The following is a 21,546-nucleotide window of genomic DNA, read 5'->3' as shown; positions in this document are numbered from 1 at the left end:
CGATCAGACGATCCGAACCACCTTCGGCAACGCGGTTCTCGATCAGACGATCCGAACCACCTTCGGCAACGCGGTTTTCGATCAGACGATCCGAACCACCTTCTGCGATGCGGTTTTCGATCAGACGATCCGAGCCGCCTTCAGCGACAACCGGGTGAGTAGAAGACGCGGCAAAAGCGTTAACTGCAAAAACCGAGAAAGCGATACTGAGGATGATTTGGCGTTTCATGATGGTGTGCTCCGGGGTGTTATTGGTTGGGTATGGAGCGGATGTTACGCCGAGGATTTTTTATGAGAACTTCATTGACGTGATGGTGACTATCGATGCCAGCAATGGTTGAAAGGTCGTGGGCAAGTGCCCCGTCCATGCCGGACAAACCGGCGCCATGAGCGCACACGTCCTCAGATCGCGGGATGCATGTAGTTTTCCTTCAGGTTTACACGAACAGGTCGTAGGACAGCTTGCTGATCAGGATCACCAGCAACACCAGGAACAGAGTCCGGACAAAGGGCACGCCTTTATGAACCGCCAGCCACGTGCCGGTCAGCGCGCCCAGGATGTTGAATGCCGCCATGGGGATTGCGATCAGGTAGAGCACGTTACCCGTCGGAATGAAGAATATCAGCGCCGCTACGTTGGTCGCGATGTTCACCAGCTTGGCCGACGCCGAGGCATGAAGGAAGTCGAAGGCGAAGCAGCGGATAAACAGGAAGATCAGGAAACTGCCAGTTCCGGGACCGAACAATCCGTCGTAGAAGCCGATGGCACCGCCGATGACGATCGCCAGCAGTTTCTCCTTGGTACCGATGCGCATGGGTTTGTGCAGGGCGCCGAAGTCTTTTTTCCAGAAGGTGTAGATCGCCATCAGCACGATCAGTACCAGCACCGCCGGCCGGATCATCGACTGGGGCACGGACGACACCGTGGCCGCTCCGAAGAAGGCCATGACAAAGGCCGAACAGGCGGCGGGGATCACCAGACCCCAGTCGATCACCACCTTGTGCACGAAGGACCGGGCCGCGAATGCGGTGCCGCAAGCCGCCGCGACCTTGTTGGTACCCAGTAGCGCCGCCGGTTGTGCCGAGGGCAGCACGTTGAACAACGCGGGTATCTGGATCAGTCCGCCGCCGCCCACCGCCGCATCGATCAGGCCAGCGGCGAAGGCGAACACGCAAAGGATGACAATATCGACCATGAAATCAGGCTCTGACGTTAAAGGGGGGGTGAGCGTCCGGCGGCTTCTACGTGTTTCATCGCATCGGCTTGCCTGCGTCCTTGAGCAGGAAGGTTAACGGAAGGGCTTTTAATGTGTTGCAATACCACGTTGTGAAAAGTGCAACGAGGTGGCGCATGGCATTGAATATGTTGGGGGAACTTGAAGCCTTTGCGACGGTGGCTCGCAAGCGCAGCTTCGTCGCGGCGGCACGTACTCTGGGGCGCTCCCCCAGCGCGCTGACCCGCGCCGTTCAAGCCCTGGAGGAAAGTGTCGGGGCCAAGTTGTTCAATCGTTCCTCCAATGCCGTGAGCTTGACCGAGGCGGGTGAACGCTTGTTGCCCCACGCCTACAAAATGCTGGATCTGCAACGTGAGGCGGATGAAGACCTGGCCGGCATCAGCGGCCAGGCCTACGGCTGGGTCCGCTTTTCCGCCCCCGAGTTTCTCGGGCACGGGGTATTGCCCCGGTTGATCGCGCAGTACGGTGAGCGTTATCCAGACGTGAACGTCGATGGGATTTTCACCGATGAAACCATCGACCCGGCCAAGAGCAAACTGGATTTCTCGATTCGTGGCGGGTATCCGCAATCCAGTGATCTGATCGGCTTTCCACTCTGGAGTTATTCACGTTACCTGTACGCCAGCCCCGGGTACCTGGAGCGGCGCGGGACGCCCGACTCCATCGAAGCGCTGGAGGCGCACTCGCTGATCCTGCACACGGCACCGCGGATTCTCAAGGAGTGGAATTTTCGCAGTGAGGCGCAGGCCATCAGCTTTCGGGCTGATCCCAAGTTTCGCTTCAATTCCGGTTCGGCAGTGTTCCAGGCGACCCTGGCGGGCCTCGGCATCGCCCGACTGGCGGACTGGATGGCGGAGCCCGAAGTGGACGCGGGGCGCCTGCTGCGGGTCTGTCCCGAGTACAAACTCACCTCCAGCGGCGGTGAGAGCCCGCAGATGCACGCGGTGTACCCGGCCGGGAATCTGCCGCTGCGGGTGAAGTCATTGTTGGAGGTGATCCGTGGTTTTGGTGACAGCCTTAGTCGAAAGCATGCGGTGACGCTTTAGGCGGCTGTTTACCGAGCTGTCGCTTGCGCTGCTTCAATGATCAGCGCTGCAACTTTCTCCGGGTTGGACATCATCACCACATGGGAGGCTCCCGGGACGGTGACAGTTTTTTTCGAGCCAGCTCGCTCGGCCATAAACTTCAGCGCGGCCTCGGGAATGTTCTTGTCCGCCGAACCGTAGATGAACCAGGACGGTCGTTTCTTCCAGGCCGGGTCGCCAGACGCCTCGGTCAATGCAAACTCGCTGATCGGACGTTGGGTTGCGGCCATCAGCGCGGACTCAGCAGCAGGAACGTCAGCGGCAAACTGCTGACCGAATTTGTCCTGCTGTATGTAGAGATCCTTATTGCCGTCGTCCAGCAGCACCGGAGCTGCCAAGGTCGGGCCAAGGGTGCCACCAGGGTAGCGGCTGGACAGCTCGATGGCTGTTTCGCCTTTGTCCGGTGCGAAGGCTGCGACGTAAACAAGCGCCTTGATCCTGGAGTTGTCGTAGCCTGCGTTGGAAATCACGGCCCCGCCGTAGGAGTGACCAACGAGGATCACCGGACCGGCGGTTTGCTCGACGATGTCGGCAACATAATCCGCGTCATTCTTCACTCCGCGCAGCGGGTTTGCTGCGGCAATGACTGGGTAACCCTGACTCAACAACTGAGCGGCAACGCCATTCCAGCTGGACGATTCGGCGAATGCGCCATGCACAAGCACTACGGTGGGCTTGGCGGTTGTGGCTTGCGCGGCGGCTAAATTATTGAGTGATGCCAGAGCCAATGCAGTGGTGATGGTGGTGGTCAAGAGAGACTTGAAATTACGCATGATGATTTCCTTTCGTGGATTGGGTTGGTAACGCTGCTTCAGGGGTAACGCTCATGTGCGGCCCATGGTTATGGGGGCGTTGATTGGCTTGCAGCCATCTGGGCAGCACATGAGGAGGATGGGTCCGGGGGCGGTGGGCTTATTTCTGCAGGAAGTCCAACAGATCCTGATTAAGGCGCTGCTTGTGAGTGTCGGCGAGCCCGTGTGGCGCACCGGGATACACAATCAGTTCGGCTCCCTTTATCAGTGCTGCCGAGGTCTTGGCTGAGGTGTCCACAGGCACGATCTGGTCGTCGCCACCGTGGATTACCAAGGTTGGCACATCGAATTTCCGTAGATCCTCACGGAAATCGGTAGCTGAGAATGCTGCGATGGAGTCGTAAGTGTTCTTGTGGCCAGCCTGCATACCCTGGACCCAGAACGACTGAATTAAGCCCTGAGACGGGGTGGCGCCTTCACGGTTGAAACCGAAGAAAGGGCCGGAAGCGATATCAAGGTAGAGCTGCGAGCGATTTTCCAGTGAGGCCTTGCGCAGGTCATCGAACACTTTTATAGGCAGGCCGTTGGGGTTGCTTTCGGTCTGTAACATCAGCGGTGGAACGGCTGCCACCAGAACCGCTTTCTTGACGCGACTGGTGCCGTGGCGGCCGATATAGCGAGCCACTTCTCCGCCACCGGTGGAGAAGCCGACCAGGGTGACGTCTTCCAGCTTCAGTGCTTCAAGTACGGCTGCCAGATCGTCGGCATAGTGATCCATGTCGTTGCCTTCCCAGGGCTGGCTGGAACGGCCGTGGCCACGACGGTCATGGGCGACAACGCGGTAGCCTTTGTCAGCGAGGAACAGCATCTGCGCTTCCCAGCTGTCCGAGTTCAGCGGCCAGCCGTGGCTGAATACGACCACGTGGCCGTCTCGTGGCCCCCAGTCTTTGTAATAGAGCTGTACGCCGTCTTTGGTCGTGACGTAGCTGGCAGACTGGACGATGCTGCCGACAGCGGATGCGCTGGTGCCAGCTTTATTGGGCTGCGAGGCCTCGGCGGAAAGAGTAGCGAGAGCCAGGGTTGCCAATGCCAGAGTGCGATTCAGGGTGTTCATCGTATATCTCCAAGAGAGTCGGGTGACCTGTCACGACCGTAGTGATCGTGTCTTGGAGAGTAAGGAGGGACAGAAGGCCCGAGAACTGCCGTAACCTTGATAGCTGCCATAGCCCAGGCCGATGGCTTCGAGAATGGCTAAATCTCAGGTGATCCTCTCAGGCGGTCTATCCAGCACGGCGAGTTCAATTCGGCTCCAGTTGGGCGCTTCGATAGAGCTGTTGGCGCAGCCATTGGTGGCCGGCATCCTTATGGGTACGAGCATGCCATGCCAACACCAGACGCAGTGCAGATAACCCGAGCGGAGGTTCGAAGAGGTCCAGACGATCAGAGTATTGGCTCAGAAAGCGAGAGGGCAGCGTGCACACTGCATCCGTAGTGGAAAGAACCAGGGGAACGTGGGAGTAGTTTTGAACCGAATACATCACATTGCGCGAGTAGCCTTGCTCGAGGAGTGCTTCATCTACCATGCCTGCGAAACGCCCCCCTTGTGTAGAGACAAGGACGTGGTTGAGGGAGCAGAAGCTTTCAATATCGAAAGGCCCGGTGCCGCGGGGGTGTCCCTTGCGTTGCGCAGTTCGAAATCCGTCTTCCCAAAGCGGGCGCTGCATGAGGTCTCCAGGCAGGCCATCCGGCACGGTGATCAATAGATCGATCTGTCCTTGCTCAAGCTTCTCGTACACATCGCGTGGCGGATAAATACAGGCCAAACGCGCATTGGGAGCCTCACGTGCAAAATTCGCACAGAGCTCGGGAATGAGTACCGCAGCAGGGGTTTCGAAAAGGGCGACGACAAAGGTGCGTGTAGTGGTGGCTGGATCAAACAGCTCAGGCTGGCTGACCAGTCGCTTGAGCCCCTCAAGTACATGCAGCAGCTCCTGCTCGAGAGCCTCTGCACGAGGGGTTGGCACAACACCTCGGCCGTTTGTCGCTGGGACGAACAAGGGGTCCTCCAGGATGTCGCGCAGACGTACCAGGCGCGCAGATAAGGCGGGTTGGCTGATCCCTAACTGGGCCGCCGCTCGTGTGACATTGCGCTCTTCAAGCAGCGCTTTTAATGCAAGTAGCAGCGACCCATCGATATCCGTGTAATTCATCACCATTCCTCGGTCAGCGCTATCAAGCAAGCCTGTCTGTGGGGAATGAAAACAAACAAAGTACCGAGTTGTATAGCCTCTGGCCCCGTCGTAACCGGGGAGCCATTTCGCACTGTATTTCGTCCTGGTTAGTTGCGGCCCAGGCCTGCCGCATTAGTCGCGATTGCGGTATTGGGCGGGTACCCACTCATACCTGCCGGCTTCGCGCCGGATGTGGCCTATCCCTGGAAATGGTAAGTGAGCGACCGCTGACAAACGCTGTTCACTCGCGGCGGTCTCGAATTGTTCTAGCCGCTGGGCGCGAGCAGCGTTCTGGTTGACGTCGAAGGTGATAGTCACCTCTGGGCGCGAGAACTGGATGAGGCCGACATGCATGATGTCGCCCCAGAAATCGATACTCTCGCCTTCGCTTACGACCCGAAAGAAGCTGTGGCCCGGGGTATGTCCCGGTGTGGGAATGGCGGTGATACCCGGAAGGATTTCTGACTGGGTGGCGAAGGGCTTCAGCTTGCCTGCACGCTGGTAAGGGCCAACTGTCTTCAATGCCTCTTCCAGATGCGCCGGTTTCAGCCCCTTTTCCAGGTTGGCGGGATCCAGAAAGAAGTCGACATCGGCTTGGCCGACGTGGATGGTCGCATTGGGAAACATCATTTGCCCGCTGCGTGCCAGGCCGCCGGAGTGATCGGTATGGATGTGGGTAATCAGCACATCGCTGATCTGTGCCGGCTGGTAACCCGCGGCAGCCAAGCTTTCGGGTAGCTTTCCGCCAACGCTACCGAACAACTCACCAGCGCCGGTATCGACCAGCACCACGTGTGAACCCGTATCGACGAGGTAGGCATTGATCGATATCTCCAGCGGGTTGCGAGCAAACCCGCGTTGCAGCAGTGCGTCGATCTGCTTTGGACTGATGCCTCTAAGCAGCGGATGCAGATCCAGTGGCAGCGTCCCGTCGCTCAGGGCGGTGATGCGGAACTTGCCGAGGTTGAAGGCGTAGATTCCTGCGAGTGCGGGTTTATATGTCGATGCAGCATCTACGTTCGATGTCTGTGGTGCTTGCCCAGCAGTGGAAGACAGCGAATAGATTGCACCTGTGAACAGGGCGGCTGTCAGTGTGGCCGCGAGATAGAGCCGCGCGTGGTTACGCATGATGAGTACCTATGCTAGTGCGACCATTGGTGATCGCTGGAACAAAGGTAGTTAAAGCGCATTGCGTAATGAACTGTGCTCGCCCTTATACGAGCCATCGCTATGGCTGATGGCTTTGGTAGGGTTGGTACTGCGGTCGCAGTGGGACGTAACGGATGCGATTGCCAAAGGCACTCTGGTGCGTGTGATGGCGGACTGGCAATTCGACAGCGCACCCATCACCTTGCTGGTGCCCTCGCGGAAAAACCGCAGCAGCCGTATTCAGGCGCTGATCGGTTTTCTGGAAGCGTCGCTGATGGCGGCAGCCGGCAACGAAACCCGCTCATCCAAATAGGCCTCCAGCGCTGCGGCTAACGCGTCGTAGACCTGCTGGATGCGTGGTATGCGCCGCAGGTCGCGATGCGTGGCAATCCATACATCCACGGCAAAATCCAGCGCATCGGGCAGCACGCGGGTCAACCCGTCGCGCGCCGCCAGCTGGCTCGGGCACACACCTATACCGATGCCTGCGCGCAGGGCGGCCTGCTGAGCGAGGTGGTTGTCGCTGCGCAGTTGGAAGTGCTGCTGCGCAAAGGGAAAGCCTCGCGCACTGAGGGTCTGGATGTCGGCGAGGTTACGGTCGGGGCCGATCATGGGCAGGCGCGCCAAGCTTTCCAGGCTGGTGGGTGTGCCATACCGATCAAGCAACTCCTGGGTCGCGTACAGCCCAATCTGCAAGGCACCAACACGGCGGGTTATCACGTCTGCCTCTGTAGGGCGGTGAGTGCGAATGGCAATGTCCGCTTCCTGGCGGGCCAGGGCTTCAAGACGGTTGTTGACGCTCAGTTCAAAGGTCAACTGAGGATGGGCACGGCCGATGGGTTGAAGCAACTGCGGCAGCACTTCGATGCCCAGCAAGTCGCTGCTGGTGATTCGCACCGTACCCCCACCGGCTATCGCTTCGGCTGAAGCTGCGCGGTTGAAGGCTTCGGCGGCCAGCGCCATGCTCTCCACATGGGCGATCAGCTCACGGGCTGTTTCCGTGGGAATCAAGCCAGCGGGGGAGCGGGTAAACAGATTGACGCCCACGCTGCTTTCCAGTGCCTCGATGCGACGGCGCGCCGTGGCTTGGGCGATACCCAGCATGCGCGCGGCACCGGACAAGCTTCCAGTGCGCAGAACTGCGAGGAATGCGCGTTGATTTTCCCAATGCAGGGTGAGTGGGTTCATACATTTCCTACTAGCGGCACAGCAACTTTAGGGAGTTGGTTTCACCCCGCGCCAACGTCATGCTGCACAGCAACAGTGACTAACGCATACAAAAGGGGATTGCATGAAGATTATGGGTGGATGCCATTGTGGCGCGGTGAGCTACGTTGTTGCTACGGATAACCTGCCACCGAGCTATGCCTGCCATTGCCTGGATTGCCAGACAACCAGCGGCAGTGCGTTTGGCCTGCACGCGCTATTGCCTGAGGATGCTCTGCAGATCACTGGCGAGTTAAGCGACTATCGCTACGAAGGCGCGCACCCGGCCAGCCATCATCGGCTCTGCGCCCAGTGCCATACGCGTATCTATAACACCACCAGCGCAGCTCCCGGCATGCTGGTATTACGCGCCGGGACCCTGCACAACAGCGCTGCAATCGAGCCCATTGCGCACATTTGGGTGAAGCGAATGCAGCCCTGGCTGCAGCTGGCCGAGGGTACCCCAAGCTGGCCGGAAAGCCCGACACCAGAGGCCTTCGCCCAAGCGCTGCAAGCACGCCAGTGTAGTTCCTGAATCGACTCTGGTTTCATAGACGAATCTGGCCGGCCGCTATGGGGCCGATTGTTGCCTGTCACGACCGACTGAAATCGAACCAAAGTAGCCCTTATACAGTCGTGTCCCAATAGAAATGGATGTACTCATCTTCATACGTTGTTCCGCCGCCCTGAGCGTGTTGATCTGGACTATGAGCGTTGAAGTATCGGCGGTTTCCACGAACAGGTCATAGGCCTCCAGGTAGAGGTATGCATTACTTGTCTTCAGCGCGTTATGGGTGACGCAAGTAACCTTGCGAGTCATGCCTTGAATCGCTACTGCTTCCTGGCATCAGACAAGACACGTTCGATTATCCTGTCTTCCCCAAGGCACGACGACACGAAAGTCAATCACACAACCCACACCGGCACTTTACCCTGCCTCTCTCTCCTAGCATGATGGGCCGCCCGCACCAATGCCAAAGGTGCCGGACTTTCGTGGTGAACAGGAACTGCAGTTGAACGAACAGACATTGTCCATGCGCCTGGAGCGCGTGGCGGCGCATGTACCAGCAGGTGCGCGCCTGGCCGATATCGGCTCGGATCACGGCTACCTGCCGGTGGCGTTGATGCGCCGTGGCGCCATCGCGGCGGCGGTGGCCGGCGAGGTGGCATTGACGCCATTCCGCTCGGCCGAACGCACCGTGCGCGAGAACGGCCTGGACCAGCAGATCACCGTGCGTCTGGCCAATGGCCTGGCGGCGATCGAGCCGGGAGACGGGATCACGGCGATCAGCATCTGCGGCATGGGCGGCGAGACGATCCGTGACATTCTCGACAGCGGCAAGGCGCGGCTGAACGGCCAGGAGCGCCTGATCCTGCAGCCCAACGGCGGCGAGCAGCCACTGCGCCAATGGCTGATGGAAAATGGCTACCGCATCTTCTGCGAGGAAGTGTTGCGGGAAAACCGTTTCTACTACGAAATCCTCGTCGCCGAGCGCTCCGGGCCGGTGATGTACACCGCCGAGGAGCTGTACTTCGGCCCGCTGCAGATGCAGGCACGCAGCCCGGCGTTCCTGTCCAAGTGGCAGCGCATGCTGCGCCAGAAGCAGAAGACCCTGACCGACTTCGCCCGGGCGCGGCAGGCCGTGCCGGAAGAGAAGGTGCAAGACCTCACCCGACAAGCCCGGTGGATCACCGAGCTGCTGGCTTGAGCACTGCGATTATCTTGGGAGCGCTTGGTTCAGGACTACGCTAAAGCTATGCGACCCACTGTTCGTGCTGCGTCCGTCCCTGGAGCGCCCAATGCCGCCCATCACCACGCGCCTGGTGGCGCTGTTTGTTCTTTGCCTGACGCTTGAAGTGCCAGCCCAGACCAACGCCTGCCCAGCCGGCGAGAAACAAGTGTGCCTGGACAGCTGCATCTGCCTGCCTGACGTGGGGCAGGTGCTCGGTCCCCTGCCTGATGGCATCTACCAGATCGCGGCACCTGCCCTCGCGCTGTGGCTGACCCAAGCCCGCGCTGAAGCAGCCAACGGCGGTATCCAACCCATTCCACCGAACATCCGCGAGCAACTGCTGCGCTGGTACGACCCCAGCGTCCTCGATGCCGCGCACTACAAAGTTAGCGACAACGGCCAATTCAACGCCGCCACTGCCATGCTGCAAAACCCCGATGTCGGAGCCGTGACGCTGATCGACATCATCCTCTTCCGGGACGCTCAAACCGCAGAACAGAACATCGCGCTCTGGGCTCACGAACTAAAGCATGTGCAGCAGTATCAGGAATGGGGGGTAGAAGGATTTGCCCAGCGGTATACACAAGACTTCAATGCTGTGGAGGCGCCGGCTTATGCCATACAGGCTGAGGTCAGACGGTGGGTGCGGGGCGGGACTTACTGAAGAGTAGCGACGGCGAATTTACGTGTGCATGGATATGCACATAGTCATCCGCATGAACCGAACCTCTTTACGTTCCCGGGCAATTGATGCCGCAATCGACTCTCTCGATGGAGCCTTCTTCAAAGCTCTTTGCGAGCCGTCGCGGGCTTTAGAACCCCCCGAAACCGATAAACCAGGGAAGCGTATCGCCTCTATGCGAGGGCATCGAAATTTCATGGCGTTATCCACTATCAGGTGACGTGCCATGTCGCGTTTCTAGTCGCGGTAAGCGCGAGATCTATCGAGGGGAAACGCGACTGGGTTGACGGCACGCCCGGCTATGGTAAAGAGGGTAGCAGGGCACCACCTGTTTTCCACCAGCCTGTCCACCGACTGCTTTGTGGTCGATTGCTGCCTGTCACGAGGGGCTGTAACCGGCCAGAAGCAGACACTCAAAAAGCGTCCTGAACGATCAGGCTCTCATGTCATGAAATCATCCAGCTGTCGTACCATCGGCGCATCGACAGAACGGAGGTTGATATGGGAAATGGTCAGGGCAAACGAGTCGTTGTCATTGGTGCAGGCATCGTGGGCGCGTCATTGGCGTATCACTTGGCAGGTAAAGGCGCGAATGTCACCTTGGTCGAGGCTGAAGGTATAGCTTCGGGAGTGACTGGCAGTTCATTCGCTTGGATCAATACCTCACACCCCGAACCTGACCCAATTGCGCAACTGCGCGGTTCTGCAATCAAGGAGTATCGCCGACTCGAAACGCAGCTGCCTGGTCTGAAGATACGATGGACCGGTGCCTTGTCTTACAGCGTGATGGCGAGTGGAGCGCTGCCGATCTCAGGTAGCCAAGCTTCGGCGAGCCTGGTGTCTCGATCGCAGATTCTCGACCTTGAACCAAATCTCAAGAACCCTCCTCAGTCTGCTTTATATGCGACTGAAGAAGGGGCGCTGGATGCAGTGGCAGTTTCGCATGCGTTAATCGCAGGTGCCGAGGCATATGGGGCGAAAATTCTCACTCAGACGCGAGTGCTCGGTTTTGTAACCCAGAGTGCAAAGGTGACCGGAGTCGAAACAACAATAGGCATCATCGATGCCGATATTGTCGTATTGGCAGCCGGGACAGGCATCACGAAGCTGACAGACATGCTTGAAGTGTCCCTGCCAATAGAGGCCTCGCCTGCCATTTTCATCCGTTACAAGTCACAACCCAACCTCGTGCACACCCTCATCTCCAGCCCTGAAATGGAAGTGAGGCAAAGTTCGGATGGTGCGTTGCTGGCGGCAGAAGATTACCTGGACGACGCCATGGAAAATCAGCCGGCAGCGATAGCGCTTCGAACTGCCAAGACAATCCAGAACGAACTCCATGGTGTTGTTTCCATAGATCCGGAATGGGCTTGTGTCGGACTTAGGCCCATGCCTGCCGATGGCATCCCCGTCATCGGTTATCTACCAAAAGTGGGCGGCGTCTATGTTTGTGCAATGCACCCTGGAATTACTTTGGCGGCGGTAGTGGGACGCCTTGCCAGCGAGGAGATCATCGATGACAAGGCGTCCAGTGCCCTTTGCCCATGCCGGCCCGATCGATTCTTCCAAGCGTAGGGGATCCTCTTGTGAGGCAGCAATCGGCCAGGAGCAGACATTCGAACCGCTGACCAATACACTGCCGCGAAAATCGTACTCAAAACTTTTAGTGCAAATGTCCACGCGGGAAGAGGGGGTTCAAATGAGTCTTGATCTGTACCTGGAAGCTGATAATGCGCTCACAGCCCCGATACTGGGAAAAGCCTTAAACAATGCTGGCGCCTGGGAAATCAACGCAGTGGGCGGGGGTTTGGAAGCTGCCTTTATCTCGGGACTAACACTGAGTACCGATGGCGTAACCACTGACTCTATGATTTACGCTGAGGATATGAAGGGTGTCGACTTCAGTGTCGCTATGCGTTGTACCATCAGAATCAAAGGTCCTGAGCCGGACGGGCAGTCTGCTATGGAAGATCTGGACAAAATAGCCCAATCCATCGCTCAGGCGTGCTCGTCCCTCTTCCTGATAAGCTTCCAGTTTGAAGAAACATTGTACTGGCGGGATGCCACGGGGCTGCATCGTCCTTGATGCCAGAGCCTCCAAAAAACATTGACGAATCAGCCTGACCGCACCCTGTCTACTATTGGGCATTTGCTGCCCATCTCGACGAAATTGGCTATTAATTGCTTTTCGCGAAAGGCCGCTTGGGGTCGATTTCTACCCGTCGCGAAGGGCTGCAACCAACCCATAACTGCCGGTCAACATCGACAGAAATCGACCGAATGCAGACATCAGTAGCTATCGCAAAGGTCAGCGAATCAGAATACCCGGACTGACAGCAAACCAATCGTATGTCTGAAAAGGGTGAGGCCATTGAAACTAAAATTCAGCCACGTGGATGTTCTCGTCGAAGACCTTGAAGAAGCGTGCAGGTATTACGCCCGAGTCTTCAGCGCCAGGATCTCAAAGACACTTGATTGGCAGCGCGACGGTTTGCATGTGCGCTATGCGATCGTCATGTTTGGAACGGAGCGCTTAATGTTAGTGCAACCGTTTACCGGAAATCTCAAGGCGCTGATGGACTCCAACGGCGAAGGCACGATCTACCGTCACTGCTATTCCACACCGGATATTGAGGCAGCGTACGACGAATTGATCGATGCAGGAGTCCAGCCGGAAAATGAGAACGGAAAACCACTGTCCCGCGATAATCTGCAGTCGCCAAGTGGGACACGCATCATTTGGTTACCGAAACGCTTTGGGCATTTTTCTATTGAGCTGCTTGAAGAGAAAGAGCTGGAGGCATTTATCAAGGATGCATTTGCCGAGGAACCTGCACAAATCTTCTAAACGTTCTTTTCCATTGCGCGGTAATTTAGTCGTCCGTACAGATGAACGCAGAACCATTGCCTATGGAGCTTATCCGTGGATAGACGCAACTGGATTGAGCTGTCCCAGGACGCCGATACCGGGATTGAGTCGATTCGTGCCCATTTTCAGGGGCATGCCTACGATCCGCACTGGCATGACAGTTTTCTGGTGGGGGTCACTGAGCAGGGCGTGCAGCAGTTCAATTGCCGGCGCGTTCGCCATCTCAGTACGCCGGGCAAGGTATTCATGCTGGAGCCGGGGGAGATCCACGATGGGCACGCGCCGACCGAGGAGGGGTTTACCTATTCCATGCTCTACCTCGATCCGCACTGGCTGGAACGGGAGTTGCACGCGTTGTTCGAGCACGCGCCGGCCAACAGTCAGCCGGGTTTTGCCGACACCCTGAGCCAGGATCCGCGCCTGGCCACTGCCATTTTTCAAGCCTTCCACGCGCTCCATGAGGGTGACTTGCGCATTGTGCGCCAGAGCGCCATCGACACTTTGTTGGGGGCGCTCACTGGCCACCTTGATTGGCGCAAGCGTCAGGCCTTTGATCCGCGCCTGCCGTGGGTGGCCCAGGTGGCGCGTGACTATTTGCATGCCCATGTCTATGAAGACATTGGGCTGGATGATCTGGCCCAAGCCTGTGGTGTTGATCGCTTTCGCCTGACGCGGGCCTTCAAGGCAGCCTTTGGGCTGGCGCCTCATGCTTATTTGATCCAGCTGCGCCTGGCCAAGGCGCGACAGTTGCTGGCGCGGGGCGAGTCGCCGGCGCAGGTGGCCAGTGCCCTCGGGTTCGCCGATCAAAGCCATATGGGGCGCTGGTTCCGCCGTGCCTACCAGCTCACACCCGCGGATTACCGCAAGCGCTGCTCAAACCTTCCAGACTGAATCCCGCTGACCCGCGACCATGGTTTCCTAATTGATCAAGGAGTCCATGCCATGGAATCGTTACTGCCTTTTCTGCTGTTTGCGTTCGTCGCCTCGATTACCCCGGGGCCGACCAATATTCTGGTGTTGAGCCACAGTTCACGGCGTGGGCTGGGTGCCACGCTGCCGATCATTTTTGGCGCATGCGTGGCGGCGGCACTGATTGTGTTTGCAGTCGGGCTCGGCGTGGGCGAGACGCTGCTGCGGTTTCCGCGTGTGCAGCAGGCGATGGCCTGGGCCGGGGTGCTCTGGTTGAGTTGGCTGGCCTGGCAGATCTTTCAAAGCGCGCCGCCGACCCTGGACGCGAGCGCCCCGCAGGACGAGGGGCTCAGCGTGTTCGGCGCCGCCACCCTGCAATTGGTCAACCCCAAGGTCTGGATGATGGCCGTGGCGGTGGTCAGCGTATTTGTCGGTGGCGGCGACAAGACCCTGCGGCTGGTGGTGTTGTCGCTGATGTTTCTGTTGGTCTCCTTGCCGTGCATGACCCTGTGGGCGTTGCTCGGCGTGGGTAGTGCTCGGGCTTTCGGTTCGCCCCAGGCGTTCAAGCGCATGAACACCGCACTGGCTTTTTTGCTGCTGGTGTCGGCGTGGTTGACCGTGCTGGTGTAGATCGAACATTGCCCGGGCAGGGCGATGTAAGTCGCAGCTTGCGGTCACTCATCTAAATCAAAAGGCCAAACCGATATTCGAGCTCTGAACCTTCTTGCCCAGATATCGGTTCGATCAAGAAGCCACACCGTTTGAGTACTTTTGCCGAGCCGATATTTGCAGCGTATACGTTGGCAACCAGTTGTTTAAGGTTCCAATGCAACTGCGCCTCCTGGATCAGATGCCTCACCGCCAGCGTTGCCAGTCCCTGTCCGCAAGCGCTTTGAGCAATCCGGTAGCCGACTTCTGCCGACCCCTCGGATATATCGATGCTTTTCAGGTTCGCCCGACCCACTATTTTTCCGTCAGCATCTTCGATGACAAATGGGTGCCAGGTTCCGGCGGCAAAACCAGATAAATAAGTCGCAATGTGGTCGGCGACGCCCTGCACCGAGTAAAAAGCAGCGTCGCGAGCGTCAATGAAACGCTCGAACCACTCGCGATTGTCCAGTTCAAATGTCAGCAACGCCTCAGCGTCAGTACTTTGCAGGGTACGAATTCTGACGGGTTTCATAAGGTCGCTTCCCTTCAGGCACCAGAATCAGCTTTCGGATTGATGAGCCGCCCAGTGTTTCATCTCTTCGCCAATGAAGTGGTTCACCAAGTCGCTGTACATCTTCTCGATGGCATCCGGGCTCAAGCCTTCGGCCTCGGCCCACTCGCGACGTGTCGCCAGCATCGCCTTGAAACGCTCCGGCGCACGCACCGAAGTCGCTGAGGTCTTGAACTTCGAGGCCGCCAGCACGTAATGAAAACGCTTGCCCAACAGCTTGATAACGGCGTGATCAAGGGCATCGATTTCGCGCCGGATATCCTCCATGCCTGCACACTCTGCGGGTTGCAACTGATTGATGACTTCCATGTAAGTAACTCCGTTTGCTGAAAAAGATTGTGGGCTTCGGAAGAGGTATTGGTGGGTTATCTTCCGTGAGTGATACAGGCTGAATACCATAACCGCCGTAGGCTGACAGCAGATATTCAATCCCGTAGTAATCAGAGTTCAGCAAGTGTGCCCTTGCTTTGCGCATCCACTGGCTCCAGTGAGTGGCGCCATCGCTTTCAAGCAGGACGGCGAGCTGATCGAGCACGCAAATCAGCTGTTCGGTCTTAGGTCCCATTTTAGAAATCACCCAACTGCGGAACGATGGATTTGCCCAGATAATTGACTGCCGACACGGACTGTCGGCCGGCTGGCGCTACTCCCCGGATAAAAATCGTTTGGTGATCATTGCCACTGCCTCCTTTGGAGATGTCAGGGCTGTGTCTATATTAAACGGGGCGTTATCCCAGGCCTCATATTCATGATCCAATACAGACTGCCAGGTTGGTGGCGTCAGCCCGGGAATATCAATCTTCCTGGTTTCTACTCGTCGCCGATGTTCATGTTTATCAGAGCAAACCACCTGGATATTCACTAATGGAGCACCAGAGCGTGTGGCGATTTCGCCCCACGCCTTTCGGCTTTCGATTACTGGGTTAACGCAGTCGACTATGACCGTGCTGCCAAAACGAAGATTGCTCAGAGCAAGCTCATTAGCGACCATGTAGCCGCTCCGCCCCACGTCTTGTGCCAGAGCACCGGAATTTCGGATAGCCTGCTCAATCGTATCGATCCGCAGATACACAGCACTTGTTCTGGCGGCAAGGTCACTTGCGATAGTCGTCTTTCCGGTACCTGGAAGGCCGCTGAAGACAATGGGCATTTTATGTCCTTCGGTTAGTGAGTTAACCCAGTCTAGGCGGTTGCCAGTTATGCGGCAGCAATAGCGGCCAGCGACGGGCGAACACACTTCCCTTCCTACAAGGCTAAGGGCGAGTAACCGTCCGCTCTAGCTTGCTGCATGAGGCGAAATCATGCTTTCCTGCCATGACCATCACGCTGATGGCCTACAGCAATGTGCAATCAAATTTCTGAACACCAGCATGGAGCATGTTTATGTCTAGTGAAGTGAAGCTGGTCATTTTGATTTCTACACAGGCGGGACGAGGACAAGAGCAAGTTGATGCATTTGAAAAACTTGCCCCACTTGTTAGAAATGAAGAAGGGTGCCTGCAATACGACCTTCATAGGGTCACCGACGATGAAGACCAGTTTGTTTTAATTGAGCGATGGGCGTCGAAATCAGCTCTGGAAGCTCATGACATTACTCCTCATATGATTGCAGCTGACGCGTACAGTCCCACCTTCAGGGCGGCTCCCGCGACCGTTTTGCACCTTGGATCAACGATCCTTGCTTAGATCCCGTTGGCCATCATGCAGGCTAATCGGTCCAGCAGAGGTGCACATAGGCTGAGCAAGCCAGCTTTTTGGCCGTTAGTCGCATGACCGGCAGCTGTCGACCGAGGCTGTGTAAAAACATAAGCAGTCGTTGAGATCTACTTGCTGTCACTTTATGTTATTCGTTTTCATGGAGGATTCTGACTGATGGCACGCGTGGGCTTGATACTGACACCCGGTTTTGCGGACTGGGAATACGCTTTTATTGCAGGAACCGCATCCCCGTTTTATGGGATCGACGTCAGGTTTTTCGCCTCTACTACGGGGCAGTTTCGCTCGCAGGGTGGATTGGCTGTCACTGTGGATAGCAGCTTGCAACAATGCCTGGACTGGAAGCCGGACGTTGTGGTCGTCATCGGTGGAATGATCTGGGAGCGTGCAGATGCACCGGATATTCGGGACTTTCTGCTTGCGAGTCGTTCAAGTGGAGCAACAATTGCCGGTATCTGTGGGGGAACGCTGGCACTTGCGAGGGCCGGGCTTCTCGACACGGTTTCTCATACCTCGAACAGCGCTGACTTCTTACAACAGAATGCCGTAGGTTATGAAGGCGTCGCACTTTATCGAAGCAGTCAAGTAGCGGTGGTTGCCGACCGCATCATAACTGCTCCAGGCCCTGCACCCGTTAGCTTTACCTGCGCAGTGTTCGAAGCTGCCGGACTATCTTCAGAGAGCGTTTCGCAGTTCAGGTCATTGTTGGCAGCGGAACACGTTTCATAAGCCGTAACAAGCGGCTAAAACAATGAGCGCGAGAAAACAGACCAACTGAACGAAAAAGAAGGTAAACCGAACCGCCACGAACGTATTGGTTTGCACATGTGATACGTGAACCAGAGACTGGCACACGCGAGCGATCAGGACGATTACGGACAAGTAGCTCACTGCAGGGCCGTTGATACCAAGGATTGAAATCACCAACACGATGGCGCCAAAGACCGGCAGGTTTTCCACACAGTTCGCGTGTGCTCTTATCCCTCGCTGATACCAATCCTCGCCTTCGAGCTGATCGCATCGGAAAGAGGCAATCGGAACATTCGAGAACAAGATTCTGACCCAGCGATACACCCCGACAGTTGCCATCAACAGCAGCAAAGTCCAGGTCGCAAATCCAAGCAACATCCACATCGGTATTGTCATGGCTGCCAGCCTCGATAAATCGTTTTCAACACCTCATCCCACAGCCGCGCGGCCGACGCACGGTCGGCCGCGCCAGTCGATCAATTGCTCATGATGGGTGCCAGTGCGGTCTGAATCGTGGACATCTGTGCGGGTGTTGTCATGTGCGTAAGCAGCCGGCCAAAGTGTGGATGCTCCACGCCCGAGATAATGTATTGCCAGCGGTAGGCGCTCAGCACGGAAGCTTGGATTTGCGCTGTCTCATCGACACTGAATGATCGTGAAACATTGCGAATAAAGTAGTCGGCATCGGATGCCGATTGTGCCTGCAGTATTCCGTCGACGGCCGCCACCAATGCGATCAGATCATTCACTGCCTGGTCGCGCTCGGCTGGCGAGAGTTTCGCGTGCTCCGCCTTCCACTCCAGTTCATCGAGTACAACGTGCCGGCTTTCATCCTTCCAGTGAAACTTGAAAACATCCTTGAACAGTGGGCACAACTCCTCACGCGGGGCGATGCTTTGCGCGTAGTGCGCCTGAACAAACAGCTCGATATGACAGGTCAGCGCCAGTACCGACCAAGTGCTGGCCGCAAGTACCGAGCGCGCCACATCGTTTGGATCGGCAACTTGACGATATCCCGCTGGCAAGTGCGAACTAATCATCGTCTCCATGCGCCGGAACAGTTCCTGGTGCTTGATCTCGTCGTTAGAAAAGCGCACCAGCGCTTCGAGTGCGAGCTGATCGTCAAAGACATGGGCTCGACCTTGATCGAGCATTTTGGCGCTGATAAAACGCTCGACCAAACCAAAGATATACGCATAGGTTCGGCCCTGAATCTGACTGAGCAGGCGCGCCTCGTTCGCGTCGAGAAAAGTCAGGCGGTCGATCCGCGACAGTCCGTCGGGCAAGAATTTGCGCGAGAAGTCGAAACTCCGGTCCTGTAGCAAATCACGATCGATCTGCCATTCCGCTTTCTTCGATGATCTGACAAGTTGAGCATAACGGGCGGCGTTATCCGAATCTGCGCTGGGCATGGTAGCAACGGTGTTCATATCGATCTCCTGCTTGCCTGGTCGAGTTGGAATGGGGCAATTACGGTTAACGTCGGAGCCAATGACCATCGGTGAAGCGCCTGGGGATCGTCTCGATCACGGAGTCCACGTTGGTGCTAATCTAGGCCTCGCAGTTCAGGCGATGAATGACCAGTGCGCCTGATTACATGCTCCGGACTCCGGAAAGGAGGGCTGGCAATTGTTGGATGCGTTTTCTGATGTGTTGCGTGTGATTCGGCTGTCTGGAGGGGTTTTTCTCGAGGCGGAATTCACTGCACCTTGGTGCATCAAGGGAAGAATCTCTGCGGACGATTGCAAACCGTTCCTGGCGGCACCTCGACATATCATTGCGTCGCATTTTGTCGCCGCGGGGCATATGCAATTACAAGTCGACGGCGGTGCCGCCATCGACGTGCGGGCAGGCGAACTCGTTCTGCTTCCTCACAATGACGCTCATTCTTTTGGCAGCGATCTAAGCATTGCGCCCATGCTGGCGGGCGAAGTTATTCAGCCGCCGGAAGTCGGCGCTATTTCACGAATAAAGTACGGCGGGGGCGGCGAGGTCACGCAACTATTGTGCGGATTCCTCGGCTCTGAAACCCCCTTCAGTCCGTTGCTTTCGTCGCTGCCATCCTTATTGAAACTAGACTTGCGCGCGACGGCTTCGGGAGCCTGGATTGAAAGCTCATTCCGTTTCGCTGTCAGCGAGATTGCGGCGGGGCGCCTCGGCTCGACAACGGTCATCGCCAAGCTCTCCGAATTGCTATTCGTCGAAGCCGTCAGCCAGTACGTCGCGAGCCTCCCCGCTGAGCGACGCGGGTGGCTGGCGGGTTTGCGAGATCCGCATATCGGACGCGCACTGGCGCTGCTCCATGCCCGTCCAACCGAGGGCTGGACTGCAGAAGCCCTGGCGCTTGAAGTGGGCATGTCGCGCTCGGTATTCGCGGAGCGATTCACGGCATTGGTCGGACAGCCACCGATGCAATACCTAACGCTCTGGCGTATGCACGTAGCGGCTCAACAGCTGCGCGAAGGTCGCGGTAATGTGGCGCAAATCGGCTTTGCAGTGGGCTACGAATCCGAAGCCGCGTTCAGTCGCGCATTCAAACGCCAGTTCGGCACATCACCCGGCACTTGGCGCAGACAATCAGCGTGAGAAAGTTCGGTGCGCGGATACAAGAACGGGCGCCACTCAGGCGCCCGTTCTCATTTACTTAGCCGTTTGCGCCCGCAAGCGCCGGCCGATCACATCTGTTTCCGAGGTTGGTGTAGGACCTATATGTAAAGCAGGTGCGATTACTTGGTCGAAAACATTGAAATGGCTTCAACCATTTCTCGTTACTGCTCAAGCATCAAGCTACGCCAAACGATTATCGGCTTTTCTAGAGGTGCGACTTCCGGTTGCAACTGCTCCTGCGTGTGTCTGTTGTGCGGTGGCTGCTCCTCTGGTTCAGGCGCTGGAATGTGATACTTGGCGGCATGCACGTTATCTTCGGACATTTTTCGTAGTGCGCTTATTTGATTGTTATGGTGACTTTGCCTTTTGATCTGCCCTGCTCGACGTACCGCAACGCCTCTGCAGTCGATTCAAAAGGGAAGGAACGATCGATGACCGGTTTGATGACGCCAGCTTCGATAAGCGAGGTGATTTTTTGCAGTTGTACCCCGTTGGCACGCATAAACAAAAATGTATAGCTCACCCCGTGCTTGCGGGCTTTTCTGCGAATACCGCTGCTCAGCAGGCGCATGACTTGCCGTAGCATCCAGGACAAGCCTTGCTCTTGGGCAAATTCTGCTGTCGGTGGTCCGGAGAGGGAAATGAGCTGTCCGCCAGGCTGGAGAACCTTGACCGATTTCTCCAGTACATCGGCACCGAGGCTGTTCAACACCACGTCGAAATCGCGCAACTCGGTTGAAAAATCTTGCTGCTTGTAGTCGATGACCACATCCGCCCCGAGCGCCTTCACCCATTCGACATTCGCCGTACTGGTGGTGGTCGCAACGAAGGCGCCGAGGTGTTTGGCGAGTTGGATGGCAAACGTGCCGACACCGCCGGATCCGGCATGAATCAACACCTTCTGGCCTTTTTTCACCTGGGCGGTCTCAACCAGCGCCTGCCAGGCCGTCAAGGCGGCCAAGGGGACGGACGCCGCTTCGGCCATGTCAAGGTTCGAGGGTTTCAGCGCGAGCGCGTTTTCGTTCACGGCGATCAATTCGGCAAACGTCCCGATCCGATCCTCGGGAGGGCGTGCATAGACTTCGTCTCCTGGCTTGAATCGCTTCACCGCCGAGCCCGTGCGAACGACCACACCCGCCAGGTCGTTGCCCAATACCAATGGAAATGTATAGGGCAGGATCAGTTTGAATTCCCCGGTTCTGATCTTCGAGTCCAACGGGTTCACGCTTGTTGCATGCACCTGGATCAGAACGTCATGCACACCGACCGCAGGGTCGGGCACTTCGCCAACCATTCCGTTCTGCTTGCCGTAGCGGTCGATAAAAAATGCCTTCATTGCAGTTGCTCTTGTCGGTGGAATGAGAATGGGGCGCGGCCCCGGCAACGTTGATGCGATTAGA

25 protein-coding genes and 2 pseudogenes are annotated in these 21,546 nt (G+C 57.1%); 13 read left to right on the top strand and 14 right to left on the bottom strand.

The genetic code is table 11. The features are described from left to right. Both PMI18_RS04970 and PMI18_RS04975 read right to left on the bottom strand, forming a co-directional pair. A pseudogene (locus PMI18_RS04970) lies at positions 1-229 on the bottom strand (phage infection protein); the annotation flags it as partial. Between the two features lie 208 nt (positions 230-437). Then, on the bottom strand, positions 438-1,196 hold the full coding sequence (locus tag PMI18_RS04975) for a sulfite exporter TauE/SafE family protein (RefSeq protein WP_007905756.1): 759 nt from the start codon (positions 1,194-1,196) through the stop codon (positions 438-440). A gap of 155 nt (positions 1,197-1,351) precedes the next feature. On the opposite strand from PMI18_RS04975, the gene PMI18_RS04980 reads away from it, so the two are divergent. Continuing rightward, on the top strand, positions 1,352-2,281 hold the full coding sequence (locus PMI18_RS04980) for a LysR family transcriptional regulator (protein ID WP_007905755.1): 930 nt from the start codon (positions 1,352-1,354) through the stop codon (positions 2,279-2,281). Between the two features lie 8 nt (positions 2,282-2,289). Here PMI18_RS04980 and PMI18_RS04985 read toward each other — a convergent pair whose 3' ends face one another. The 4 genes from PMI18_RS04985 to PMI18_RS05000 form a co-directional block, all read right to left on the bottom strand. Continuing rightward, entirely contained in the window at positions 2,290-3,093 is an 804-nt protein-coding gene (locus PMI18_RS04985; RefSeq protein WP_007905754.1) for an alpha/beta fold hydrolase, read from the bottom strand. Between the two features lie 139 nt (positions 3,094-3,232). After that, positions 3,233-4,186: an alpha/beta fold hydrolase gene (locus PMI18_RS04990; RefSeq protein ID WP_007905753.1), complete on the bottom strand. Its 954-nt coding sequence runs from the start codon at positions 4,184-4,186 to the stop codon at positions 3,233-3,235. 184 nt (positions 4,187-4,370) lie between these two features. Continuing rightward, a complete protein-coding gene (locus tag PMI18_RS04995; RefSeq protein ID WP_007905752.1) occupies positions 4,371-5,282 on the bottom strand; it encodes a LysR family transcriptional regulator in 912 nt (303 codons plus the stop codon). Between the two features lie 153 nt (positions 5,283-5,435). Continuing rightward, positions 5,436-6,431 (bottom strand): MBL fold metallo-hydrolase, encoded by a 996-nt coding sequence (locus PMI18_RS05000; protein WP_007905751.1) that lies wholly within the window; start codon positions 6,429-6,431, stop codon positions 5,436-5,438. Positions 6,432-6,552: 121 nt separating this feature from the next. Here PMI18_RS05000 and PMI18_RS30730 point away from each other — a divergent pair. Further along, positions 6,553-6,765, top strand: a pseudogene (locus PMI18_RS30730) (hypothetical protein); the annotation flags it as partial. On the opposite strand, the gene PMI18_RS05005 reads toward PMI18_RS30730, so the two are convergent. Further along, positions 6,693-7,640 (bottom strand): LysR family transcriptional regulator, encoded by a 948-nt coding sequence (locus PMI18_RS05005; protein ID WP_007905744.1) that lies wholly within the window; start codon positions 7,638-7,640, stop codon positions 6,693-6,695. The pseudogene PMI18_RS30730 and the gene PMI18_RS05005 sit on opposite strands and share 73 nt — an antisense overlap. A gap of 103 nt (positions 7,641-7,743) precedes the next feature. Here PMI18_RS05005 and PMI18_RS05010 point away from each other — a divergent pair, with 103 nt between their 5' ends. The 8 genes from PMI18_RS05010 to PMI18_RS05040 all read left to right on the top strand — a co-directional run bounded on the left by PMI18_RS05010 (position 7,744) and on the right by PMI18_RS05040 (position 14,481). After that, on the top strand, positions 7,744-8,193 hold the full coding sequence (locus PMI18_RS05010; RefSeq protein WP_007905743.1) for a GFA family protein: 450 nt from the start codon (positions 7,744-7,746) through the stop codon (positions 8,191-8,193). Between the two features lie 478 nt (positions 8,194-8,671). Further along, positions 8,672-9,367, top strand: a complete 696-nt coding sequence (locus PMI18_RS05020; RefSeq protein ID WP_338009753.1) for a tRNA (adenine(22)-N(1))-methyltransferase — start codon at positions 8,672-8,674, stop codon at positions 9,365-9,367. A gap of 91 nt (positions 9,368-9,458) precedes the next feature. Then, positions 9,459-10,055: an eCIS core domain-containing protein gene (locus PMI18_RS05025; protein WP_007905740.1), complete on the top strand. Its 597-nt coding sequence runs from the start codon at positions 9,459-9,461 to the stop codon at positions 10,053-10,055. A 519-nt stretch (positions 10,056-10,574) separates the two neighbouring features. Beyond that, positions 10,575-11,648, top strand: a complete 1,074-nt coding sequence (locus PMI18_RS05030; RefSeq protein ID WP_007905738.1) for an NAD(P)/FAD-dependent oxidoreductase — start codon at positions 10,575-10,577, stop codon at positions 11,646-11,648. Between the two features lie 124 nt (positions 11,649-11,772). Then, entirely contained in the window at positions 11,773-12,159 is a 387-nt protein-coding gene (locus PMI18_RS0129810) for a hypothetical protein (RefSeq protein WP_033036840.1), read from the top strand. A gap of 285 nt (positions 12,160-12,444) precedes the next feature. Further along, entirely contained in the window at positions 12,445-12,921 is a 477-nt protein-coding gene (locus PMI18_RS0129805; protein ID WP_032830569.1) for a VOC family protein, read from the top strand. A gap of 75 nt (positions 12,922-12,996) precedes the next feature. Continuing rightward, the gene (locus PMI18_RS05035; RefSeq protein WP_007905734.1) at positions 12,997-13,833 is read left to right on the top strand and encodes an AraC family transcriptional regulator; all 837 of its coding nucleotides are present in this window, start codon (positions 12,997-12,999) and stop codon (positions 13,831-13,833) included. A 51-nt stretch (positions 13,834-13,884) separates the two neighbouring features. Next, a complete protein-coding gene (locus PMI18_RS05040) occupies positions 13,885-14,481 on the top strand; it encodes a LysE family translocator (protein WP_007905732.1) in 597 nt (198 codons plus the stop codon). Positions 14,482-14,533: 52 nt separating this feature from the next. Here the strand turns inward: PMI18_RS05040 and PMI18_RS05045 are convergent, their stop codons facing one another. From PMI18_RS05045 to PMI18_RS05055, 4 genes are all read right to left on the bottom strand, one after another. Beyond that, a complete protein-coding gene (locus tag PMI18_RS05045; protein WP_007905730.1) occupies positions 14,534-15,034 on the bottom strand; it encodes a GNAT family N-acetyltransferase in 501 nt (166 codons plus the stop codon). 27 nt (positions 15,035-15,061) lie between these two features. Continuing rightward, positions 15,062-15,382: an isochorismate lyase gene (locus PMI18_RS05050; protein ID WP_007905729.1), complete on the bottom strand. Its 321-nt coding sequence runs from the start codon at positions 15,380-15,382 to the stop codon at positions 15,062-15,064. Next, positions 15,306-15,638 carry a DUF6966 domain-containing protein gene (locus tag PMI18_RS31995; protein WP_081499891.1) on the bottom strand — a complete coding sequence of 111 codons (333 nt, stop codon included), beginning with the start codon at positions 15,636-15,638 and terminating at the stop codon, positions 15,306-15,308. Before PMI18_RS31995 ends, PMI18_RS05050 begins: the two co-directional genes overlap by 77 nt. Before the next feature lie 78 nt (positions 15,639-15,716). Next, positions 15,717-16,223 (bottom strand): AAA family ATPase, encoded by a 507-nt coding sequence (locus PMI18_RS05055; RefSeq protein ID WP_033036839.1) that lies wholly within the window; start codon positions 16,221-16,223, stop codon positions 15,717-15,719. Between the two features lie 233 nt (positions 16,224-16,456). Here PMI18_RS05055 and PMI18_RS0129800 point away from each other — a divergent pair, with 233 nt between their 5' ends. After that, positions 16,457-16,759 (top strand): putative quinol monooxygenase, encoded by a 303-nt coding sequence (locus PMI18_RS0129800; protein WP_033036838.1) that lies wholly within the window; start codon positions 16,457-16,459, stop codon positions 16,757-16,759. A gap of 186 nt (positions 16,760-16,945) precedes the next feature. Then, positions 16,946-17,518 (top strand): DJ-1/PfpI family protein, encoded by a 573-nt coding sequence (locus tag PMI18_RS05060; RefSeq protein ID WP_007905726.1) that lies wholly within the window; start codon positions 16,946-16,948, stop codon positions 17,516-17,518. Here the strand turns inward: PMI18_RS05060 and PMI18_RS05065 are convergent. Further along, positions 17,513-17,935, bottom strand: a complete 423-nt coding sequence (locus PMI18_RS05065; protein ID WP_007905718.1) for an MAPEG family protein — start codon at positions 17,933-17,935, stop codon at positions 17,513-17,515. The genes PMI18_RS05060 and PMI18_RS05065 overlap by 6 nt on opposite strands. A gap of 80 nt (positions 17,936-18,015) precedes the next feature. Further along, positions 18,016-18,969 (bottom strand): diiron oxygenase, encoded by a 954-nt coding sequence (locus PMI18_RS05070; RefSeq protein ID WP_007905717.1) that lies wholly within the window; start codon positions 18,967-18,969, stop codon positions 18,016-18,018. Between the two features lie 199 nt (positions 18,970-19,168). On the opposite strand from PMI18_RS05070, the gene PMI18_RS05075 reads away from it, so the two are divergent. After that, complete coding sequence (locus PMI18_RS05075; protein ID WP_007905716.1) at positions 19,169-20,125, top strand: AraC family transcriptional regulator; 957 nt, start codon at positions 19,169-19,171, stop codon at positions 20,123-20,125. 358 nt (positions 20,126-20,483) lie between these two features. Here the strand turns inward: PMI18_RS05075 and PMI18_RS05080 are convergent, their stop codons facing one another. Next, positions 20,484-21,482: an NADP-dependent oxidoreductase gene (locus tag PMI18_RS05080; protein ID WP_007905714.1), complete on the bottom strand. Its 999-nt coding sequence runs from the start codon at positions 21,480-21,482 to the stop codon at positions 20,484-20,486. Positions 21,483-21,546 lie beyond the last annotated feature (64 nt).

It is taken from the genome of Pseudomonas sp. GM102 (assembly GCF_000282555.1).
Lineage (GTDB): Bacteria > Pseudomonadota > Gammaproteobacteria > Pseudomonadales > Pseudomonadaceae > Aquipseudomonas.
The sequence above is the reverse complement of the archived record's forward strand: the minus strand, read 5'-3'. Positions and strand labels throughout refer to the sequence as shown.